The 18,117-nt window shown below is 63.8% G+C and carries 14 protein-coding genes and 2 pseudogenes; 9 read left to right on the top strand and 7 right to left on the bottom strand.

Translation table 11 applies throughout. The annotated features are described in order from the left end of the window. Positions 1 to 252, bottom strand: a pseudogene (locus AUJ55_00155) (DDE transposase). Between the two features lie 80 nt (positions 253 to 332). Here AUJ55_00155 and AUJ55_00150 point away from each other — a divergent pair. The 3 genes and pseudogenes from AUJ55_00150 to AUJ55_00140 all read left to right on the top strand — a co-directional run bounded on the left by AUJ55_00150 (position 333) and on the right by AUJ55_00140 (position 2,512). Then, positions 333 to 788: a hypothetical protein gene (locus AUJ55_00150; protein OIO61439.1), complete on the top strand. Its 456-nt coding sequence runs from the start codon at positions 333 to 335 to the stop codon at positions 786 to 788. A 68-nt stretch (positions 789 to 856) separates the two neighbouring features. Beyond that, a pseudogene (locus tag AUJ55_00145) lies at positions 857 to 1,779 on the top strand (glycosyl transferase family 2). A 187-nt stretch (positions 1,780 to 1,966) separates the two neighbouring features. Then, the gene (locus tag AUJ55_00140; GenBank protein ID OIO61438.1) at positions 1,967 to 2,512 is read left to right on the top strand and encodes a hypothetical protein; all 546 of its coding nucleotides are present in this window, start codon (positions 1,967 to 1,969) and stop codon (positions 2,510 to 2,512) included. Here the strand turns inward: AUJ55_00140 and AUJ55_00135 are convergent. The 6 genes from AUJ55_00135 to AUJ55_00110 all read right to left on the bottom strand — a co-directional run bounded on the left by AUJ55_00135 (position 2,463) and on the right by AUJ55_00110 (position 8,222). Further along, positions 2,463 to 2,864, bottom strand: coding sequence for a hypothetical protein (locus AUJ55_00135; GenBank protein ID OIO61437.1), 402 nt, complete (start codon positions 2,862 to 2,864; stop codon positions 2,463 to 2,465). The two genes, AUJ55_00140 and AUJ55_00135, sit on opposite strands and share 50 nt — an antisense overlap. After that, positions 2,861 to 4,384 carry a hypothetical protein gene (locus AUJ55_00130; GenBank protein OIO61436.1) on the bottom strand — a complete coding sequence of 508 codons (1,524 nt, stop codon included), beginning with the start codon at positions 4,382 to 4,384 and terminating at the stop codon, positions 2,861 to 2,863. The genes AUJ55_00135 and AUJ55_00130 overlap by 4 nt, the downstream gene beginning before the upstream one ends. After that, positions 4,378 to 5,370, bottom strand: coding sequence for a chromosome partitioning protein (locus AUJ55_00125; GenBank protein ID OIO61435.1), 993 nt, complete (start codon positions 5,368 to 5,370; stop codon positions 4,378 to 4,380). The genes AUJ55_00130 and AUJ55_00125 overlap by 7 nt, the downstream gene beginning before the upstream one ends. After that, on the bottom strand, positions 5,367 to 6,551 hold the full coding sequence (locus AUJ55_00120; GenBank protein OIO61434.1) for a transcriptional regulator: 1,185 nt from the start codon (positions 6,549 to 6,551) through the stop codon (positions 5,367 to 5,369). Before AUJ55_00120 ends, AUJ55_00125 begins: the two co-directional genes overlap by 4 nt. 37 nt (positions 6,552 to 6,588) lie before the next feature. Next, on the bottom strand, positions 6,589 to 6,990 hold the full coding sequence (locus AUJ55_00115) for a hypothetical protein (GenBank protein OIO61433.1): 402 nt from the start codon (positions 6,988 to 6,990) through the stop codon (positions 6,589 to 6,591). A gap of 248 nt (positions 6,991 to 7,238) precedes the next feature. Next, positions 7,239 to 8,222, bottom strand: a complete 984-nt coding sequence (locus tag AUJ55_00110) for a ribosomal protein L3 N(5)-glutamine methyltransferase (protein OIO61432.1) — start codon at positions 8,220 to 8,222, stop codon at positions 7,239 to 7,241. Positions 8,223 to 8,424: 202 nt separating this feature from the next. Here AUJ55_00110 and AUJ55_00105 point away from each other — a divergent pair, with 202 nt between their 5' ends. The 6 genes from AUJ55_00105 to ligA all read left to right on the top strand — a co-directional run. Beyond that, positions 8,425 to 9,666: an aspartate kinase gene (locus AUJ55_00105; protein OIO61431.1), complete on the top strand. Its 1,242-nt coding sequence runs from the start codon at positions 8,425 to 8,427 to the stop codon at positions 9,664 to 9,666. Next, positions 9,666 to 11,264, top strand: coding sequence for a citramalate synthase (locus AUJ55_00100; GenBank protein ID OIO61440.1), 1,599 nt, complete (start codon positions 9,666 to 9,668; stop codon positions 11,262 to 11,264). The genes AUJ55_00105 and AUJ55_00100 overlap by 1 nt, the downstream gene beginning before the upstream one ends. A gap of 104 nt (positions 11,265 to 11,368) precedes the next feature. After that, positions 11,369 to 12,460 (top strand): quinolinate synthetase, encoded by a 1,092-nt coding sequence (locus tag AUJ55_00095; GenBank protein ID OIO61430.1) that lies wholly within the window; start codon positions 11,369 to 11,371, stop codon positions 12,458 to 12,460. Between the two features lie 2 nt (positions 12,461 to 12,462). Further along, on the top strand, positions 12,463 to 13,884 hold the full coding sequence (locus AUJ55_00090; protein ID OIO61429.1) for a hypothetical protein: 1,422 nt from the start codon (positions 12,463 to 12,465) through the stop codon (positions 13,882 to 13,884). A gap of 116 nt (positions 13,885 to 14,000) precedes the next feature. Further along, the gene (locus AUJ55_00085) at positions 14,001 to 16,052 is read left to right on the top strand and encodes a hypothetical protein (protein ID OIO61428.1); all 2,052 of its coding nucleotides are present in this window, start codon (positions 14,001 to 14,003) and stop codon (positions 16,050 to 16,052) included. 10 nt (positions 16,053 to 16,062) lie between these two features. Then, positions 16,063 to 18,117 (top strand): DNA ligase (NAD(+)) LigA (ligA, locus tag AUJ55_00080; protein ID OIO61427.1); only part of this gene is annotated, 2,055 nt, incomplete at its 3' end.

Raw genomic sequence — 18,117 nt, 5'->3', positions numbered from 1 at the left:
GTGGGTCGCACGCTCGATCTTCCGGCTGGAAAACACCCCCGTCGCGTAGCCGTAGATCAATAGCGCCAGCAAAATGCGGGGATGATGCGCTGCAGAGCCCCGACCGGCGTAACTCCGGATCAGGTCGGTCAAATCCAATTGATCCACCACCTCCACCACAAACCGCGCCAAATGATCGTCGGGCAGCCAATCCGACAACGACGGCGCAAGCAAATACGGGGCACGGCGGTCGGCGGGGATGAATCGGCTCATAATCGGGGCTCCTCGGCTTGTTACGACAGATGCCTCATATCGTCTCATGTCCTTGGGAAAAGTCCGACAGACTCCTAGGGGTGGTGCTGGCATGGCGCGACAAACGCCCCTTCCTTTGGTTGGCGCTGCCGACCGCTGCCAGCCTGCCGCTGCTGCTATTTATCGTCGAAAGCCGGGTGCTTTCCACCTTCATGGCGCTGTGGATCGGCTTTGCCGGGTATGCGTTGGCCAAGCTGGAGGGTTGGCGTCGCTGGAGTGCTCTGGGGCTACTGGCGTTGCTGCTCCTGCCGCTGGCGCTGCGCCAGGCGGGGCTCTGGCTGGCGCCCCATGCCCCGGCGGGGGCGACGGTGGTCGACCGCAAACCGCAGGTTGCCTATTACGCCGGGCTGCCGCTGCGCTGGCCCCATTACGGCGAAGATCTGATTGCGCTGGAACAGGGGCTGCTCCCTCTGGCCCCGGTGGTGTTGGTGGTCGACAACAAGAACTTTCGGGAGAGCCGTCCGGCCTGTGTTGCAATGCCCCCCGTCCGGTTTTGAGCCCTTGGCCCGTTTCAAGGGGTCGGAGGGGCACGATGTTCGTTTGTTGCTATGGAGGGGGAAGCCCCATGAGCTCGATTGAGTGCAGCGTGGTGGTGCCGGTCTTCAATGAAGAGGAGGCGATTCCCCTCTTCTTGGCACCAACGGCTGGGAGATCTGGTTCGTCGACGACGGCAGTTCCGACGCCACCTGGCAGATGGTGGAGGCGCTGCACCGGGCCGATCCTCGCATTCGGGCCTTAAGTTTTTCCCGCAATTTCGGCAAGGAGGCGGCGGTGAGCGCCGGGCTCGATTTCGTGCGGGGACAGGCGACCATCGTCATGGATGTCGATCTGCAAGCCCCCCCAGAGCTGATTTCGTACATGTTGGAACGTTGGCGGCAGGGGTTTGATGTGGTCTACGGGGTGCGGACGAGCCGCACGGGGGAGTCGTGGACGAAGCGGATCACGGCCTTTCTCTTCTACCGGGTGCTCAAGGATGTGGCCAGTGACGTCGAGATCCCCGCCGACGTGGGGGACTTTCGGCTGATGTCGCGCCGGGTGGTCGATGCCTTCAAACAGTTGCCGGAACGGCAGCGTTACCTCAAAGGGATGTTTGCCTGGGTCGGTTACCCCAGCATCGGCGTCCCCTATGAGCGTCGTACCCGGGCGGTGGGGACCACCAAGTGGAACTACTGGAAGCTGTGGAACTTTGCCCTGGAGGGGATCACCTCGTTCAGCACCATCCCCCTGCGGATGAGCCTTTACCTCGGGGTGGCCACTTTTGTGGCCGCCATCCTGTTCGCCATCTACAGGGTGGTCGATACCCTCCTGCACGGTAATCCTGTCCCCGGTTACCCCTCGCTGATGGTGGTCCTCCTGACGTTGGGGGGTATCCAGCTCATGGTGTTGGGGGTGCTGGGGGAATACGTCGGTCGGATCTACTTCGAGAGCAAGCAGCGTCCCCTCTATTTGTGTCGGGAAATTTTGGCACCCGAGGCCGAGGAGACCTGATGGAACCCCGTGCTTACGAAGAGATGGCTCAGGTCGAGCACATTGGTGGTATCGAGGTCGGCGGACGGCGGTCGAGTCGCTTTTAACGCGGTTTCTACCCAATGCCCTTCAACCCAGGTTGCTCGACGTGGGGTGCGGCACGGGAGGTAACCTGAATACCTGGGAACGGTTTGGTCAGGTGGTTGGAATGGACCTGAGCCTTCAGGCACTGCAACACGCCCAAACCAAAGGGGGGGAGGGGATGCTGGTGCGGGGGCGGTTGCCCGACGCCGTTCCGTTCGCCCCTGGAAGTTTCGTCGGGGTGATCGCCACCGATGTGCTGGAACATGTTCCCGACGATGTGGGGACGATTCGTGCTCTGCTCGATCTGCTCGAACCGGGAGGGAAACTCTTCCTGACCGTCCCCGGCTGGCCCTCCCTCTGGGGTCGTCACGATGAGGTGCACCACCATCTGCGCCGTTACCGTCGCGCCGAGTTGTTTCGGGTAATCAAGGCAGGTGGGGGGAGGGTGGTGTGGCGTAGCGGCTACATCGTTTCGTTGTTGCCTCTGGCGATGGCGCAACGTCTGCTGTCGGGAGGGAGAGACGGCGAGCGATTGCCGACGGCGTGGTTGAATCGGTTTCTGGCGGTCTGGGTGGGGATCGAGGGGCGACTGGCGGCCCACATCCCATTCCCGACCGGACTCACTCAGATTGCGGTGGTGGAGCGGAGCGAAAACTCCAGTGCCGATTGATCCAGAAGGTCAGCGGGGTGTTGATCGCCACCACCAGCGCTAGACCCAACAGGTAATGCCAGCCCCAGTGGTGCACCGCCAGGGTCATGAGCAGCCAGTTGTTGCCCAGTCCCACCCCGCCGACGAGGGCAAACCGCAGGAAGGCATGCAGGGGGGGGGCGGTGCTGCGGAAGGTCCAGCGGTAGTTATGGACGAAACCGAAGAGGACCGCGCAGGCATAGGCGATCACGTTGGCCGGGACCGGGTCCATCCCGCTCCATTCGACCAAAGCGACGACGATGCTCAGATGGATGAGGGTCGAGGCGACGCCGACCAACGAAAAGCGGCCCAATTGCAGCAATTCATGGTTCACCCCTTGTTTCCCTCCACCCACACCCCCCCCGCAGCATGGTAGGTCACCTCGCCCGGCCCCCCGTCGGGCATCCGCCTTACCTGATGGATCGGGCACCACTCCACGAAGTGTTTCCCTTCTCCCCCCGCAAACTGCACCGCCAGCTTTGCCGCCGCGACCACCGCCTCCATGGGGGGCTCGAAGCCTTTGCGGGGCAGGCGCAGCACCACGTGGGGACCGGGCAAATCCTTGATGTGCAGCCACAGGTCGTAGGGTTTGGCGATGCCGAAGGTGAGGCGGTCGTTGCCCTGGCGGGAGCGGCCGATCAGTACCTCCAGCCCCTGGGCGTCGCGCCGCAGTGGGGGTGGGGGGGTGCCGGCGAGGCGCCCTTTGCCTTTGACCCGACCGCCGGTTTTGGGCGGCTCGTCGGCCGGGGTTTCGAGCCCTGCCGTCACCCGGGCCATCCGTCCGGCGACCTCCTCGATTTGTTCTTCCAACCGCCCCGCCTCAATGGCCCCCCCCTCCCGAATGCGGGTCGCCCGCTCCGCCTGACGGTAGAGCGCTTGGGCCAACCCTTGGGGATTGGGGTGCTCCCCTTTGGCAATGCGCAGGGTCTCGGGGGGATCGCTGTGCCAGTCGTCGACCAGCCAATACCCCCCCTCCAGCGCGGGTCGGCCGGCGTGTTTGAGCGCCTCGGCCTGCCGCCACAAGGGGGCAGGGTCGCTGGTTTCGATCCGTTGCATCAGCCCTTCGCGGTGCCCCTCCAACCGCGTTTTTTCAGCTTCCAGTCGTTGCAACAATGCCTCGACCTTGCGGGTTTGCTGCGCCGCTCCGCGCCCCTGCAAACGGGTCAGGGCAAGGTCGCTCCAGGCCTGCACCGGGTCGCCCTGTAGTGGGGTGGCGCCGAGCAACGGCAAGGGATGGAGCAGCACCCCCTCGGGGGTTTCCACGCGGTGCCAAGGGGCGGCGGGGTCGAAGGTGGTTGGATCCCAATCGGGGAGCAGGGGAGCAAGTTTTGGGGGAAGGGAAAAGGGCTGCCGTTGCGGCAATGGGGGGGGCAAACCGGGGCACCAACCCTCGACCCCCTCGTTGCGCAGGGTCAGCCGGACGATCCCCTCCTCGACCACCGCCATCTGGCTGTGGGGGCCGCGGAAGATCAGCCACAGGTCGTAAACGGTCGCCTTGCCGCTGACCCGCACCTTGTGCAGCCGCAGCCTTAGCGCCCGCTCGCCGGGGATAACGGCGGCGCCCGCGAATTTCATCGACTTGAGGTGGGTATTCAGCCAGCCGCCGAAGGGGGTGTCGCGGCGGGGGGGCTCATCCCCCAGCACCGGGCCAACGATGGGGGGGAGTAGGCGCAGGTGCAGGGTTTCATGGCCGAGAGCCAAGACCACCCCCGCCTCGCTGGTCCATCCCCCTTTGAGGGTACGCCCCTTGCGGGTATTGAAGCTTGGAACCAGGGCGGCCAGTTGCAGGGCGTCGAGAGGGAGGCGGGGGCAAGTCGGAAGGGAGGAAGGAGGCACGTGGGGGGTGTTTAGCACAAATCGATGTCGATATTGCGAGCGATTTTACCGGCAAGCGCCAAAAAGTCGGCATGGCATGCCCGAACCGCTTCGACATGCGCTCCGATGGCGCCATCGGCAGGTTTGAGAAAAAACATGGGTTTGCGGGCATCCATCGCCATGGGCATCAAGCTGCGGTAGTGCTTGAGCAGAGCCAAGTTGTAGGGGTCTTGATCTGGAGACGGGACTTGCAGAGGCGATTCGTCCAGTACCGCAGTGCGATAAACCCTGGGGATGCGGTCCAGCCAGCGTTGATAGGCTTTGACCGGGCGACTGTCGCGAATGCCGTGTTGCATGACGACATAACCGGCCGGCCGCATTTCGCCGTTGGGTACCGGGATACCGGAATCCGAAGGCAATTCGAGCAAACGTTTTTTCCACCCTTGGCGCCATTCGCGCAGGGTTGGGCCGAGGTTCTCTAGACCTTGCAGCGAAAACAAATCGGGGGCCAGGGGTAAAACGACTTGTTCGGCGGTAATCAAGGCGGAACGGTTGGTTGCTCCTAAATTGGGCCCCACGTCGATCAGCACCAGCTGGGCCGACATGCGGGTTGCGGCATCGAGAACGATGCGATGAAAAGCGGTGACGACACGAAACGCCGCAACATCGCCCCCCAGACACTTGGGCCAGTTCTCTGAAAGAAGATCCTCGAATTTCGAAAGCGCCAAATGTCCAGGAATCAAGCCAAGGCGATCGGCAATCGGTTCGATATGGGGGGGGAGAATATCGCCGGTTCGGTTCATAAGGGGTTGCAGGCTATCGAACACGGTGCCGACCGATCCGCCGCCACCCCAAAGCGCAACCAAACGGTCCTCGTCGAGAAACATGGAACTCAAGTTCGCTTGAGGATCGAGGTCGACCGCAAGAGTGGGAATGCCACGTTCGGCAAACATCCATGCCAGGTGGTAGACCAGGGAGGTTTTGCCGACCCCCCCTTTGTTGTTGAAAAAGGCGATGGTTCTCATGGGGTTCGTTTCCAGATGGTCACGCCGAAAACACGGTCGTCGATTTCGAAATCGAGGGGTGGATTCCCGTTTTCCGCCAGCATCGCTTCGGCGCGTTGAATACCGTAACCGTATTTGTTGACGTAATTCATCCCTTTCAACGCTTCGGCAATGACAGGGTTTCGATAGCTGTTGCGCCGGGTCAGGGTTTCGCGGGTGACGGTTCCGTACAGTCCGCCAGGGTTTTGAATTTCGATGCGATCGGCGAACCAATAGAACCGAATGGGACTGGTCGAGGCGTAATCGCGGTGCATCACCGCATTATGAAAGAGCTCCCGCAACGCCCATTCGGGATAGTCAGGAGTGATGCGATCCCGGAAATTCTCCCCTTGTCTTACGGATGTTCGATTGTAGGCAGTGATTTTGTTGCGGATCAGATCGAGCACCGTGCGCAAATCGCCCGAAGCCGACAATTCATCCTCGGGCATGTCGGCCATGGAGACGCCCGGGAACTTGAGAAACTGGACGTAAGCACCGGGAAGGAAATACCGGGGATTGGTGCCGAACAACAGGATACCGGCCACCGTTGGCGCACGGGCGTGAAGGTCGAAACATCGCAGTGAGGCGAGTCGTTCCTCAATGCTGCGATGGTTGGCAGCGATGGTTTGCGCATCGATGGTCAGGGCACGATATTCGTCGAAAAGCCGCACTGTCAGGTCGGTAAGGGTGGCTTCGGGGATGGGCTGGGCATCGAAGGTGTGGATCAGGGCCGAACGCCTTTCCGACAGCACCCGTTCTTCATGCTCGTTGGCGATGGCTTTTCTCGGACCGACACGAATATAGACCCGGCCTTTGTAGCGCACCGGCGGCAAGGGGGATGGCCGAACCTCGACGATGGCCAATTCGCCATCCGGGAACTTGATTTTTTCTACGCTCATGGCCGGAGGGGGTTGGACGTTGCCGTCGGAGCGGATGGCGGCCAAGTTGCGTAGCAGTTCGTCGGTGACGGTCGCCCCCGCAATTTGACCGTCATCGTGTGCACCAACGATGAGGTATCCCGGTTGACGGTGGCTTGGATAATCGTTGGCGAAAGCGCAAATCGCCTCACCGAATTTGTCGGTTTTGTTGGTGGAGACGGTGCGCTCGATGCGGTCCGATTCCAAATCCTGCAATAGATCCAAAACCTCTTCGTGACTGAGCATGTGGGTGTTCCGTCGTATGAGGGGGTGGGGGGGGATCTTACACCGGCACCGAGCAGCCGCATCCCTCTTCGCTGTCGCCGTAGGGGTTGTCCCCCTTGCGACCCTCCAGCATGGCGACCGCCTCGTATTCGCGGCGCAGCCGGGCCATCACCTTGGGGTTTTCGAGCAGGGGGGTGGCTTGGTCGGCTTCGCACCAGAGCAGCGGCATCGCCCCGCTTGATACCGGCATCACCCCGTCGCGTACCTCGACCCCGACCAGGGTCACCAGCATCCCCTCACCCAAAGCCCAAAGCAGGGCGGCGTCGATCCGTTCGGCCAGAGTGTCGGCGCGGATCGCTTGGACCACCTGCACCAATATCGCTTCGGGGCTCTCCCCCTCGGGTAGTGGGATCTCTTGGGCGGGCAGGTGGATGGGTAGGGCCAGGGGATCGAAAGACATGGGCTCCTCGCTAGGGGCTGGATCGAAAGAAAACGCGGGGAACCTTAACCCACAACCCGGTGGGGGGGGAGGGGAGGCGGGCGCCCCCCGTTGGCCTTAGGAAAACGCTGATGAAAGGCCTCCTGTCTTGAATCAGCACGCCTGGCAAAAACCAAAAGCTTCGGCGACTTAGGTCGCCTCCTACGACAGCGCACCACGTGGCATCCCAGCCGTGGGCCGCTCGGAAGCGCTAATAAATCGGCGCTTCTTTAGGCCATCAGATCTTCGGGGGCCGCCAGCAGATCGCGCCAAGCGGTGCCGTTCAAGCGGGAGCGGTCGACGGCAAACACCCCGGAGCCCTCGAACGGCATGGGCAGCCAGTCGATGGTCCCTTCGGGAAGGCGGTTTTCAAGGATGCTCTGGGCGTCGAAACCGACCTCGACCATGAGGTAGCCGCAATCGTTGAGGTGGTGGGCGCTTTGTTCGAGCAGGCGGATCACCACCTCCAGGCCGTCCTCCCCCGCTGCAAGGGCCAGGTCGGGTTCGTGCCGGTACTCGGGGGGGCGGTCGGCCATTTCGGCGTCCGAAACGTAGGGGGGATTGCTGACGATCAGGTCGAAGCGCTCATGCTCGGCAATCGGCTCGAACAGGTCGCCCAGGCGCAGCTCGATGTGCCCCTCTTGGTCGTGCAGCTGGATGTTGTGGGCCGCCACCGCCAAGGCATCGGCGGAGATGTCGGTGGCGACGATTTCGGCCTCGGGGTAGTGCAACGCCAGCGCCACAGCGATGGCCCCCGAGCCGGTGCCGATCTCTAAAATGCGCCGGGTTGCCAGGGGCAGGGCAAATTCGGGCAGCACCTCGGAAAACAGATTTTCGAATAGCGATCGGGGGATCAACACCCGCTCGTCGACATAGAACGACAGCCCGTCGAACCAGGCCTCTTTGGCCAGATAGGCGGCCGGAACCCGGTCTTCGATGCGCCAGCGCAGCCAGTCGGCGACCCGTTTGCCCTCCTCGGGCAGCAGGGCGGCGTCGAGCAGTTCGTCGGGCAGGGGATGGGGCAGGTGCAGCGCCTTGGCGATGAGGAAGCGGGCCTCCTCCATCGGGTTTTGCTGGCCCGAGGAGCAATCGACCTCACCCTCGCCCAACCGGGAGGCCCCGAAACGCAGCCAGTCGCGCACCGTTTTGAAGGGATGGTCCTTGGGTAAAAAGCTCACGGGACGCTCCGCAATTTCAGAGAAAAAGTGCTGGATCTCAAGAATAGGTCAACCATGTGTGATTCGCCGCACTAAATTTTGTCCATGTTTTGGACACAAAGCGGCAATTGGGCTGGGAATCCAGGGATGGCGCATCGGCTTGCAATCCCCATAATGGCGCCTCCTCATGTAAGGGGGATTCAACCCGTTTTTTCAGGCTTCTTCTGAGGCCGGACCCTACTTTTTTACGGAAAACCCCATGGCGCTGATCGTTGCGAAATTCGGGGGAACCTCGGTCGCCGATCCCGAACGCATCAAGAATGTGGCGGCCATCCTGCAAGCGGTGCGCCAAAACGGCGACCAAGTGGTGGCGGTGGTTTCGGCCATGAGCGGCGAGACCAACCGCTTGCTCGGGTTTGTCGCCCAAATGGGGGAGCGTCCCTCGCCCCAGGAGGCCGACGTGGTGGTCTCGACCGGCGAGCAGGTGACCATCGGTTTGCTCGCCTTGGCGCTCCAAGCCCGCGGCGTGCCCGCGCGCTCCTTCACCGGTGGCCAGGTCAAGATTGTGACCGATACCGCCCACAGCCGCGCCCGCATCCTGGCCATCGACGATGCCGCCCTGCGCACCGCGCTGGCGGCGGGGGAGATCCCGGTCGTTGCTGGGTTCCAGGGGGTGAGCGAGGGGGGACGGATCACCACCCTGGGACGGGGCGGCTCCGACACCACCGGGGTGGCGCTGGCGGTGGCTCTGGGGGCCGACCGCTGCGACATTTACACCGACGTCGACGGGGTCTATACCACCGATCCGCGCATCGAATCCAAGGCGACCCGCATCGACAAGATCGCTTTTGAAGAGATGCTCGAAATGGCCTCGCTCGGGGCCAAGGTTTTGCAAATCCGCAGTGTCGAATTCGCGCATAAGTACGGTATGCCCGTGCGGGTGCGCTCCACCTTCAAGCCTGAAGACGAGGGATCCCTCGTCTGCCCGGAGGATCCCTCCATGGAACGCGCCCTGGTCACCGCCATTGCCTTCAACCGCGACGAAGCCAAGCTGACCCTGCAAGGGGTGCCCGATCGCCCCGGCATCGCTGCCGCCATTTTTGCCCCCATCGCGGCGGCGGGGATCAACGTCGACATGATCATCCAGAACGTCTCGGACCACGGCGCCACCGACATGACTTTCACCGTCCCCGAGGCCGACTTTAAACAGGCCAAGGGATTGCTGGAGCAGGTCGCCGAGCAGGTGGGGGCCCGGGGGGTTTCGGGCGATACCGATGTCGCCAAGGTTTCGGCGGTCGGGGTCGGCATGCGCTCCCACACCGGGGTCGCCTCTCATATGTTTCAGGTGCTCTCCAACGAGGGGGTCAACATCCAGATGATCTCGACCTCCGAGATCAAGATCTCGGTGGTGGTCGCCCGCAAATACCTCGAACTGGCGGTGCGGGTGCTGCACGAGGCCTTCGAGCTGCACATGCCTGCCGAGGAGCGGACGGGGCTGTGATCGCCTCGGGGGCCCCTGTCACCCTCTACGACACGACGCTGCGCGACGGCGCCCAAACCGAGGGGGTCGCCTTCTCGGTCGAGGACAAGCGGCGGATTTTGCTGGCGCTCGACGCACTGGGCCTCGGCTTTGTCGAGATGGGCTGGCCGGGGGCCAATCCCAAGGACGACGCCCTGTTCGCCATGGTGCGGGGGTTGTTGGCGGAGGGGGCGCTGCATGGCGCGGTGCCGGTCGCCTTTGGCTCGACCCGCCACGCCGCCAACCCTCCCGATGCCGACCCGGTGCTGGCCGGGTTGCTCGGGGCGGGGACCCCGGCGATCACCCTGTTTGGCAAAACTTGGGATCTACACGTGCGCGAGGCACTGCGCATCGAGCCGCAAGCCAACCTCGACCTGATCGCCGATTCCCTGGCCTACCTCAAAACCCGGGTCGACACCCTCTTCTTCGATGCCGAGCACTTCTTCGACGGTTTTAAGGACGATCCCGACTACGCCCTGGCCTGTCTGAAGGCGGCAGCCGAGGGTGGGGCCGAGGCACTGGTGCTCTGCGATACCAACGGCGGCGCTCTGCCCGAGCAGATTCAAGCGGGGGTGGCGGCGGCACTAAAGTTGGGGCTGCCGGTGGGGATTCATGCCCACAACGACGGGGCGTTGGCGGTGGCCAACACCCTGGCGGCGGTGGGGGCGGGGGCGCGTCACATTCAAGGCACCATCAACGGCCTGGGTGAGCGCTGCGGTAATGCCAACCTCTGCTCGGTGATCCCCAATCTGATGCTCAAACGGGGTTTCGATACCCTGCTGCCCGCGGGCAAATTGGCCGAGCTGCGCCCGGTCAGCCTGCTGGTCTCTGAACTGGCCAACCAACCCCCCAACCGTCACGCCCCCTTTGTGGGCGACTCGGCCTTTGCCCACAAGGCGGGGGTTCACGTCTCGGCGATCCAGCGCAACCCCGAAACCTACGAACACATCGACCCCACCCTGGTGGGTAACCGCCGCCGGGTGCTGGTCAGCGAGCAGTCGGGCCGCTCCAATATTTTGTACAAGATCCAGGGTTTGGAGGGGGTGCACCTCAATCCTGACGATCCACGCATCCGCACGATTCTCGACCGCATCAAAGAGCTCGAACATCTGGGCTACCAGTTCGAGGGGGCCGAGGGCTCTTTCGAGCTGTTGGTGCGCGGCCTGCTCGGCAGCCGCCCCCGCTATTTTGAGTTGCACGGTTTTCGGGTCATCGACGAAAAGCGCTCCCTCGACGAAATCCCCCTGGCCGAGGCGACGGTGCGGTTGTCGGTGGCGGGGGAGGAGGAGCACACCGCCGCCCTCGGCAACGGCCCGGTCAATGCCCTGGATCGCGCCTTGCGCCGAGCCTTGATCGGCTTTTACCCGACGCTGGCCGACATGACCCTGCTCGATTTTAAGGTGCGGGTGATCGAGGGGAGCGGCACCGACGCCGGGGTGCGGGTGTTGGTCGAGTCGGGGGACGGCGCCCGCCGTTGGGGGACCGTCGGGGTGTCGCAGAACGTGATCGAGGCCTCCTGGCAGGCGTTGGTCGATGCCATCGAATTTAAGTTGATGAAGGATGGGGTGGCGGGGGTATAGACCCATTGCGGGCGTGTCCCCCCGACTTCTTGACCCTGTCTGCCATCCCCTCAAGATGCTCCGTCGCCGAATCAAACCCGCCGCATGCACACGAGATTTTTTCAATGAATCCAAAACCCATCGAAGACTTCATCGCCCTGAGCGAAGCTGAGCACATCGACATCATCCAAAAGGCCAAGGCGGCCTTGGGTGACCGGGTGGTCATCCTGGGGCACCACTACCAGCGCGACGAGGTGTTTCAGTTCTCAGACATCACCGGCGATTCGCTCAAGCTCTCCCGCGAGGCCTCCAATCGGGGCGAGGCCGACTTCATCGTTTTTTGCGGCGTCCACTTCATGGCCGAGACCGCCGACATCCTCTGTCAGCCCCACCAGCAGGTGATCCTGCCCGATCTGTCGGCGGGGTGTTCGATGGCCGACATGGCCGACGCCCCCCAGGTCGAGCAGTGCTGGAGCGAGCTCGACGCGATCCTCGGCGGGGCCGACGGCAAGGTTATTCCGGTCACCTACATCAACTCCTCCGCCGAGCTCAAAGCCTTCTGCGGTCGTCACGGCGGCATCGTTTGTACCTCCTCCAACGCCCGCAAGATTCTGGAATGGGCCTGGGCGCGGGGGCGGACGGTCCTCTTCTTCCCCGACGAACACCTCGGGCGCAATACCGCCCATCGCATGGGGGTTGCCGACGCGGCGATGCACGTCTGGGATCCTTTTCAGGTCAAGGGGGGCTTGAGCGACGCGGCGATTCAAGGGGCCAAGATTCTGCTCTGGAAGGGGTACTGCTCGGTCCACCAGATGTTCCAACCGGCCCATGTGGCGATGTGGCGGCAGCGGATTGCCGGTGTGAAGGTGATCGCCCATCCCGAGTGTTGCCAGGCGGTCTGCGATCTGGCCGACGAGGTCGGCTCCACCGAGATGATGATTCAGGCGGTGAAGAACTCACCCCCCGGTAGCAAATGGGTGGTGGGGACCGAGCTCAATCTGGTCAACCGGTTGGCGGCGCAAAACCCCGACAAAGAGATCCACTTCATGTCGCCCACCATCTGCATGTGCTCGACCATGTTCCGCATCGACCCGGCCCATCTGGCCTGGACTTTGGCCAATCTGGTCGATGGGGTGGTGGTCAACCGTATTACCGTCCCCGAGCCGCAGAAAGCCGAGGCGCGGCTATCGTTGCAAAGGATGCTGGAAGCGAGCTGACCATGACCTATTCGAGCGCCACCCCCGTTCTTTTCGACCCCCCCTTTTTGGCTGAGCAAGAGCCGGTCTGGCGCGCCTTGACCGCACTCGACCAGATGCTGGAGGGGTTGCAAGGGGGGCGGTCGGTGTCGCTGGAAGGGGTGTCGCGGTTGATCGACCGGATGATCGACGACATGGAGGCGGGGGGGGAGCTCGACTGCCATTGGCAACGCTGGTTGGTCCGTTTTGTCTACGGCCGCTTTCAGATCGACGGCATCGCCCCTGAGCATCTAGGCTGGCTAGCGCGCATCCTCCACCGCATGGTGGTCGCCCTGAAAACCGGGGCGGCATTGAAGCTCTCCCGCACCCATTTGCACGATTTGGGGCTGGCGGCGCTGCTTCACGATTGCGGCGCCTTTTTGCTGCTGGGTCAGGGACGGGTGACCACCGCCGAGGTTCACGCCGCCATCTTTCGCGGTTGGGAGTGGCTGCTTCCCTTCGAATCCGAGCGCTGGTCCGGCATCGCCATGGGGGCGATGGAGCGGCTCGACGGTTCGGGCTACCCCGAAAAACTCAAGACCGATGCGGTCGGCCTGGAGGCGCGGATCATCGGATTGGTCGCCTCGTTTCAGGCGGTGGTGCAGCCCCGTGAATACCGCACCAGCCTGCTGCCGGGGATGGCGCTGGATTTATTGCTCAAAAAGGAGCGGGACAAGTTCGATCCCAAGGTGGCCAAGGCGCTGCTCGATGCCTTGACCCCCTATCCCCCCGGCAGTCTGGTACTGGTCGAGGGGGTGGGGGTTGGTGAGGTGTTGGTCAGTCGAGGGCAGACCCCGGTTCGTCCTCTGGTCGGGGTGGTGCTCGGTACGCGGATGAAAGATGAGGGGGTCCATCCCCGCCGGATCGACCTGCGCGACAACGCCATGGTCTTTGTTTCGCGCTGTTTTTCCCTATCGGCCCTACCCGACGAGCAGTGGAGCCGTTTCGATCCCCCCTTGGGCAAGGCGGTGGGGGCGGTGCATATTGTCCAAACGGTCGACGAGACGACCCCCGACCCACTGGAACACCCCTTCTTCCAACTACTGCCCGAGGCGATGCGCCAGGGGTTGTCGACCCAGGCGCTGGCCCCCTGCCCCATGGAAACAGGCCAAACCCTGATGCGCGAAGGGGAGCAGGCCGACTTCATGGTGCTGATCCTGACCGGCCAGGTGGCGATTTTGGAGCCGGGCAGCGCGGATCGAATCATCGCCCGGCGCGGTCCGGGCTCGACCATTGGCGAGATGGGGCTCTTCGAGGGGGTACGACAGAATTCGGTGCGGGTCGAATCGAGCGGTTCTTATGTACGGCTGCCTTACCCAGAGGTGAGGGCATTGCAAGAGCGGCTGCCCAACCTGCGAGAGGCTCTTGAGGTTCTGCACCGGTTGCACAGTATCTCGGCTTTGTAAACTGGACGTACAAAACGGGGCATTGAAGAGCCCTGTCGGATCGGCCATTGTTGCCCCAATACGCACATTTTCTCCATGCTGGCAATGGCCATCCGTCCTCAAATAAGGGAAGCCCCATGACTTCAATGGTTGCCTCCATCCTGTTCCCCCCCGAGTTCTTGGCCGAACGCAGGCCTTTGGGCGACGCCCTGTCCAAGATCGACAAGCTGTTGGCCGATCTCGAACACGGGCGTCCCACCGATCCAGACTTCTTGCGCGATCTGAGCATGCGTATGGTCGGAGAGATCGAGCAGGAGGGGGATCTGGCGATCCATTGGCAGCGCTGGTTGGTGCGCTTCGTTCATGGCCGTTTTCAAGTGCAGGGGGTGGAACCCAAGCGGCTTGAATGGCTGGCCCGGCTGCTACAGCGGCTGCTTATGGTCTGCGAGGTCGGCACCCTGATGAAACTCGGGCCGATCCGCATCCAAGAGATGAGTATCGCGGCGCTGCTGCACGACTGCGGCAGCGTCCTCCTGCTGGGCAAGGGGCACCTGGATCGCGAGAAGGTGCGCGCCGCCATCGAACACGGGTGGAGCGACTACCTCGGTCCCTTCCGCAACGAGTCGTGGATGGGGATCGTTTTGACCTCAAAGGAGCTGATCGACGGCTCCGGCTACCCCAATGGCTTGAAGGGGGACCAGATCCCGGTCGAAGCGCGGATCATCAACCTGATTGCCTCCTTCCAAGCCATCGTTCAACCCCGGGATTACCGCATCAACCTGATGCCGAGTCAGGCGTTGGAATTGCTGCTGCGCACCGACCGCCACCGTTATGACACCCGGGTGGCCACCTTCCTGCTCAAAGCGATGACCCCCTTCCCCGCAGGTTGTCTGGTGGCGGTACGCGACGTTGGGGTGGGGGAGGTGGTGCGACCCCACTCTTCAGCCCCGATGCGACCCGAGGTGGCGGTGGTGCTCGATGAGCGGATGCGCCCCATCCCCAATCCCCGTCGGGTCGATATCCGCGCCATGCCGGTGCTTAACGTGCACAAGGCATTTTGCATGGGGGAGCTGGACGAGGATGTCTGGCGGTTGTTCGATCCCCCATCGCCCCTCTCGGTCCGCGCCAGCGCCCCTCCTCCCAAGCCGGTGGAGCCTGCCGAGGGGTACGAGGTAGAGGATCGGGTTATTCCTGCGCGGCCCGAGGCGGTGTCTACCCGGTCTGCCGCTCTGCCCGTTGCCCCCGTTGAAGTCCAGGCGGAGGCGCTTGCCGGAACCTTGCTCGGCGGCGCCCTTGCCGCTTCCACCAAGGAGCGGCCATCTGCTCATCCTGAGCCGACGCCCCCCTCTACCCCGGCGCTGACATCGGTCGATGCGTTACCTGCTCAGCCGGTCATCGCACCGCCTGTTCCACCTCAGCCGGAACCTGCAATCCCGGCCCCCACAAGGTCGGAACCGACACAGTCGGAACCGGCAACGCCGGAACCGGCAACACCGAGCCCGACCCCGATGGCACCTACCATTCCGGTCACGCCCGCTCCTCAGCCCCCCGGCCAGCGTTCGCTACGTTTTGCCGAGCAGATGGCGCAACACGAGGCGCGGCAGGCCGAATTGCACAGGCAGGCCGAACCGGTCGCCCCCCCCACCCCCCACTACGTCACCCCGCCCATTTCCGACATTGTGCAGCCGGCACCCCTCTTTGCCGCCAACCCCAATCAGGTGGAGGAGACCGTCTTGTCGACCGGGGGGGACGACCTCTTTGCCGAGATGGGGGGACGGGAGCTGCGCGAGGGGCTCGATCCTGCCGATCACCCCTTCTTCCGCCTTTTGCCTGAAGAGATCATGGCCGAGGTCCCCTTCGACCGCTTGCCGGTGATCCAAATGCGCCGGGGTGAGATGCTGCTGCGCCGAGGCGAGGTGGCCGACAGCATGCTGCTGCTGCTTTCGGGGCAGGTGGAGATGATCGACACCGACGGCCATGGTCAGCCGGTGGTCATCAGCCACCGCAGCGGCGGCGAGGTGGTGGGGGAACTCGGTTTGCTCGACGGCACCCGGATGGTCGACGTCATGGCGATTCATGACGGTTGGTACATCCCCCTTTCGGCCAAATTGGTGCGCAAACTGATGGATGAGGCGCCCCAGGTGGGCTCCACCCTGCGCGCCCTGCACCGCCTGCACGGCGCCGTATAATCCCAACCCCATGACCTCAATTCACGATACCGATCCGGTCCGGGGTTTTCCTGCGGCCGCCGCTTTCGCATCCGCCGATTACGCCCGCCTGTGCGCCCTTCTGCATGAACACGCCTGGCACTACTACACCCAAGACGCCCCGACCATCTCGGACGCCGCCTATGACCGCCTCTTCCAGCGGTTGATCGAGGTCGAGCGGCTTCACCCCGAATGGATCGCCCCCGACTCCCCCAGCCAGAGGGTGGGGGGCCAGCCGCGGCAGGAGATCGCCACGGTTCGCCATGCCATCCCGATGTTGTCGCTGGGCAACGTGTTTTCCGTAGGGGAGGTGGCCGAGTTCGTGGCGGCAATGGAGCGTCACCTCAAGGCCCCGGTGGAGCCCCGTTTTTGGGCCGAACCCAAACTCGACGGCCTGGCGGTGAGCCTGCGTTATGAAGCGGGGGTGTTGGTGCAGGGGGCGACCCGGGGCGACGGCGCCACCGGGGAGGAGATCACGCCCAACGTGCGCACCATCGGCAACGTACCGCTACGTTTGCAGGGGGGCGACATCCCGGCCCTGCTTGAGGTGCGCGGCGAGGTGGTGATGCCCCGTGCCGGATTTGCCAAGCTCAACGAAACCCGACTGGCGGCAGGCGAGCCCCCCTTCGCCAACCCCCGTAACGCCGCCGCAGGATCGCTACGCCAGCTCGATCCCACCGTCACAGCCGCCCGACCGCTCGCCTTTTTCGCCTACGGCTGGGGGGCACGCTCCGACGATGCCGGGGCGAGCCAGGCCGAAGCGATGGGTCGCATCAAAGGGTGGGGGTTTGCCACCTCAGGGCTTGAGGAGCCGGTCGTCGGGGTCGAGGGGCTGATGGATTACCAAACCCGGCTGCTGGCTCGTCGCGACAATCTGCCCTTTGAAATCGACGGCGCGGTTTTCAAACTCGACGACCTGAAAACCCAAGCGGCGCTTGGGTTTCGCGCCCGCGATCCGCGCTGGGCCACCGCCTACAAATTCCCCGCCCAAGAGGAATTCACCACGGTGCGGGGCATTACGGTGCAGGTGGGGCGCACCGGGGTGCTGACCCCGGTGGCGGAGCTCGATCCGGTGGTGGTATCGGGGGTGACGGTCAGCCGCGCCACCCTGCACAACGCCTCCGAGGTGGCCCGCAAGGATGTGCGGGTGGGGGATCGGGTGGTGGTGCGCCGGGCTGGCGATGTGATCCCCGAGGTGGTTGCGGTGGTGCTGGAGGCCCGCCCCGAGGGGACCGAACCCTTCGTCATGCCCGACCATTGCCCGGTTTGCGGCGCCCATGTGGCGCAGATTCCTGGCGAGATTCCAATCCGCTGCACCGGGGGGCTCTCCTGTCCCGCCCAGCTCAAAAACGGCTTGCGCCATTTCGCCTCGCGCAAGGCGATGGACATCGACGGCCTGGGCATCAAGTTGATTGAGCAGCTGGTCGACAAGGGGTTGGTGCAGAGCGTCGCCGACCTTTTCACCCTCAATCAAGAGACCTTGTCGGGGCTGGAGCGGATGGCCGACAAGTCGGCGGAAAACCTGGTGCAGGCGCTGGAGACGGCGAAACACACCACCTTGCCCCGGCTGCTCAACGCGCTCGGCATCCCCATTGTTGGCGAGGTGACCGCCAAGGATCTGGCCCGCGCCTACCGCTTTGATCTCGACGCCCTGATGGGGGCCGACATCGAGGCGTTGCAGGCGGTCGAGGGGGTCGGCCCCGAGGTGGCGGCGGCGGTGGTCGAGTTCTTCGCAGAGCCCCACAACCGGCAGGTGATCCAGGCGCTGCGCAAGGCGGGGGTGGCCTGGGAGATCCCCGAGCTGCCGACCGAGGTTGCCGAGGGGGACAACCCCTTCGCGGGCAAAACCTTTGTGTTGACCGGCACGCTGGCCGCCATGAGCCGCGACGAGGCCAAGGCGATCATCGAGTCGCGGGGCGGCAAGGTGACCGGCTCGGTCTCGGCCAAAACCGACTGCGTCATCGCCGGGGAGGCGGCGGGGTCAAAGCTGGACAAGGCCGAGAAGCTGGGGATTGAGGTGGTGGGGGAGGGGGTGTTCTTGGGGTGG

It is taken from the genome of Proteobacteria bacterium CG1_02_64_396 (genome assembly GCA_001872725.1).
GTDB lineage: Bacteria > Pseudomonadota > MNWR01 > CG1-02-64-396 > CG1-02-64-396 > CG1-02-64-396.
The sequence above is the reverse complement of the archived record's forward strand: the minus strand, read 5'-3'. Positions and strand labels throughout refer to the sequence as shown.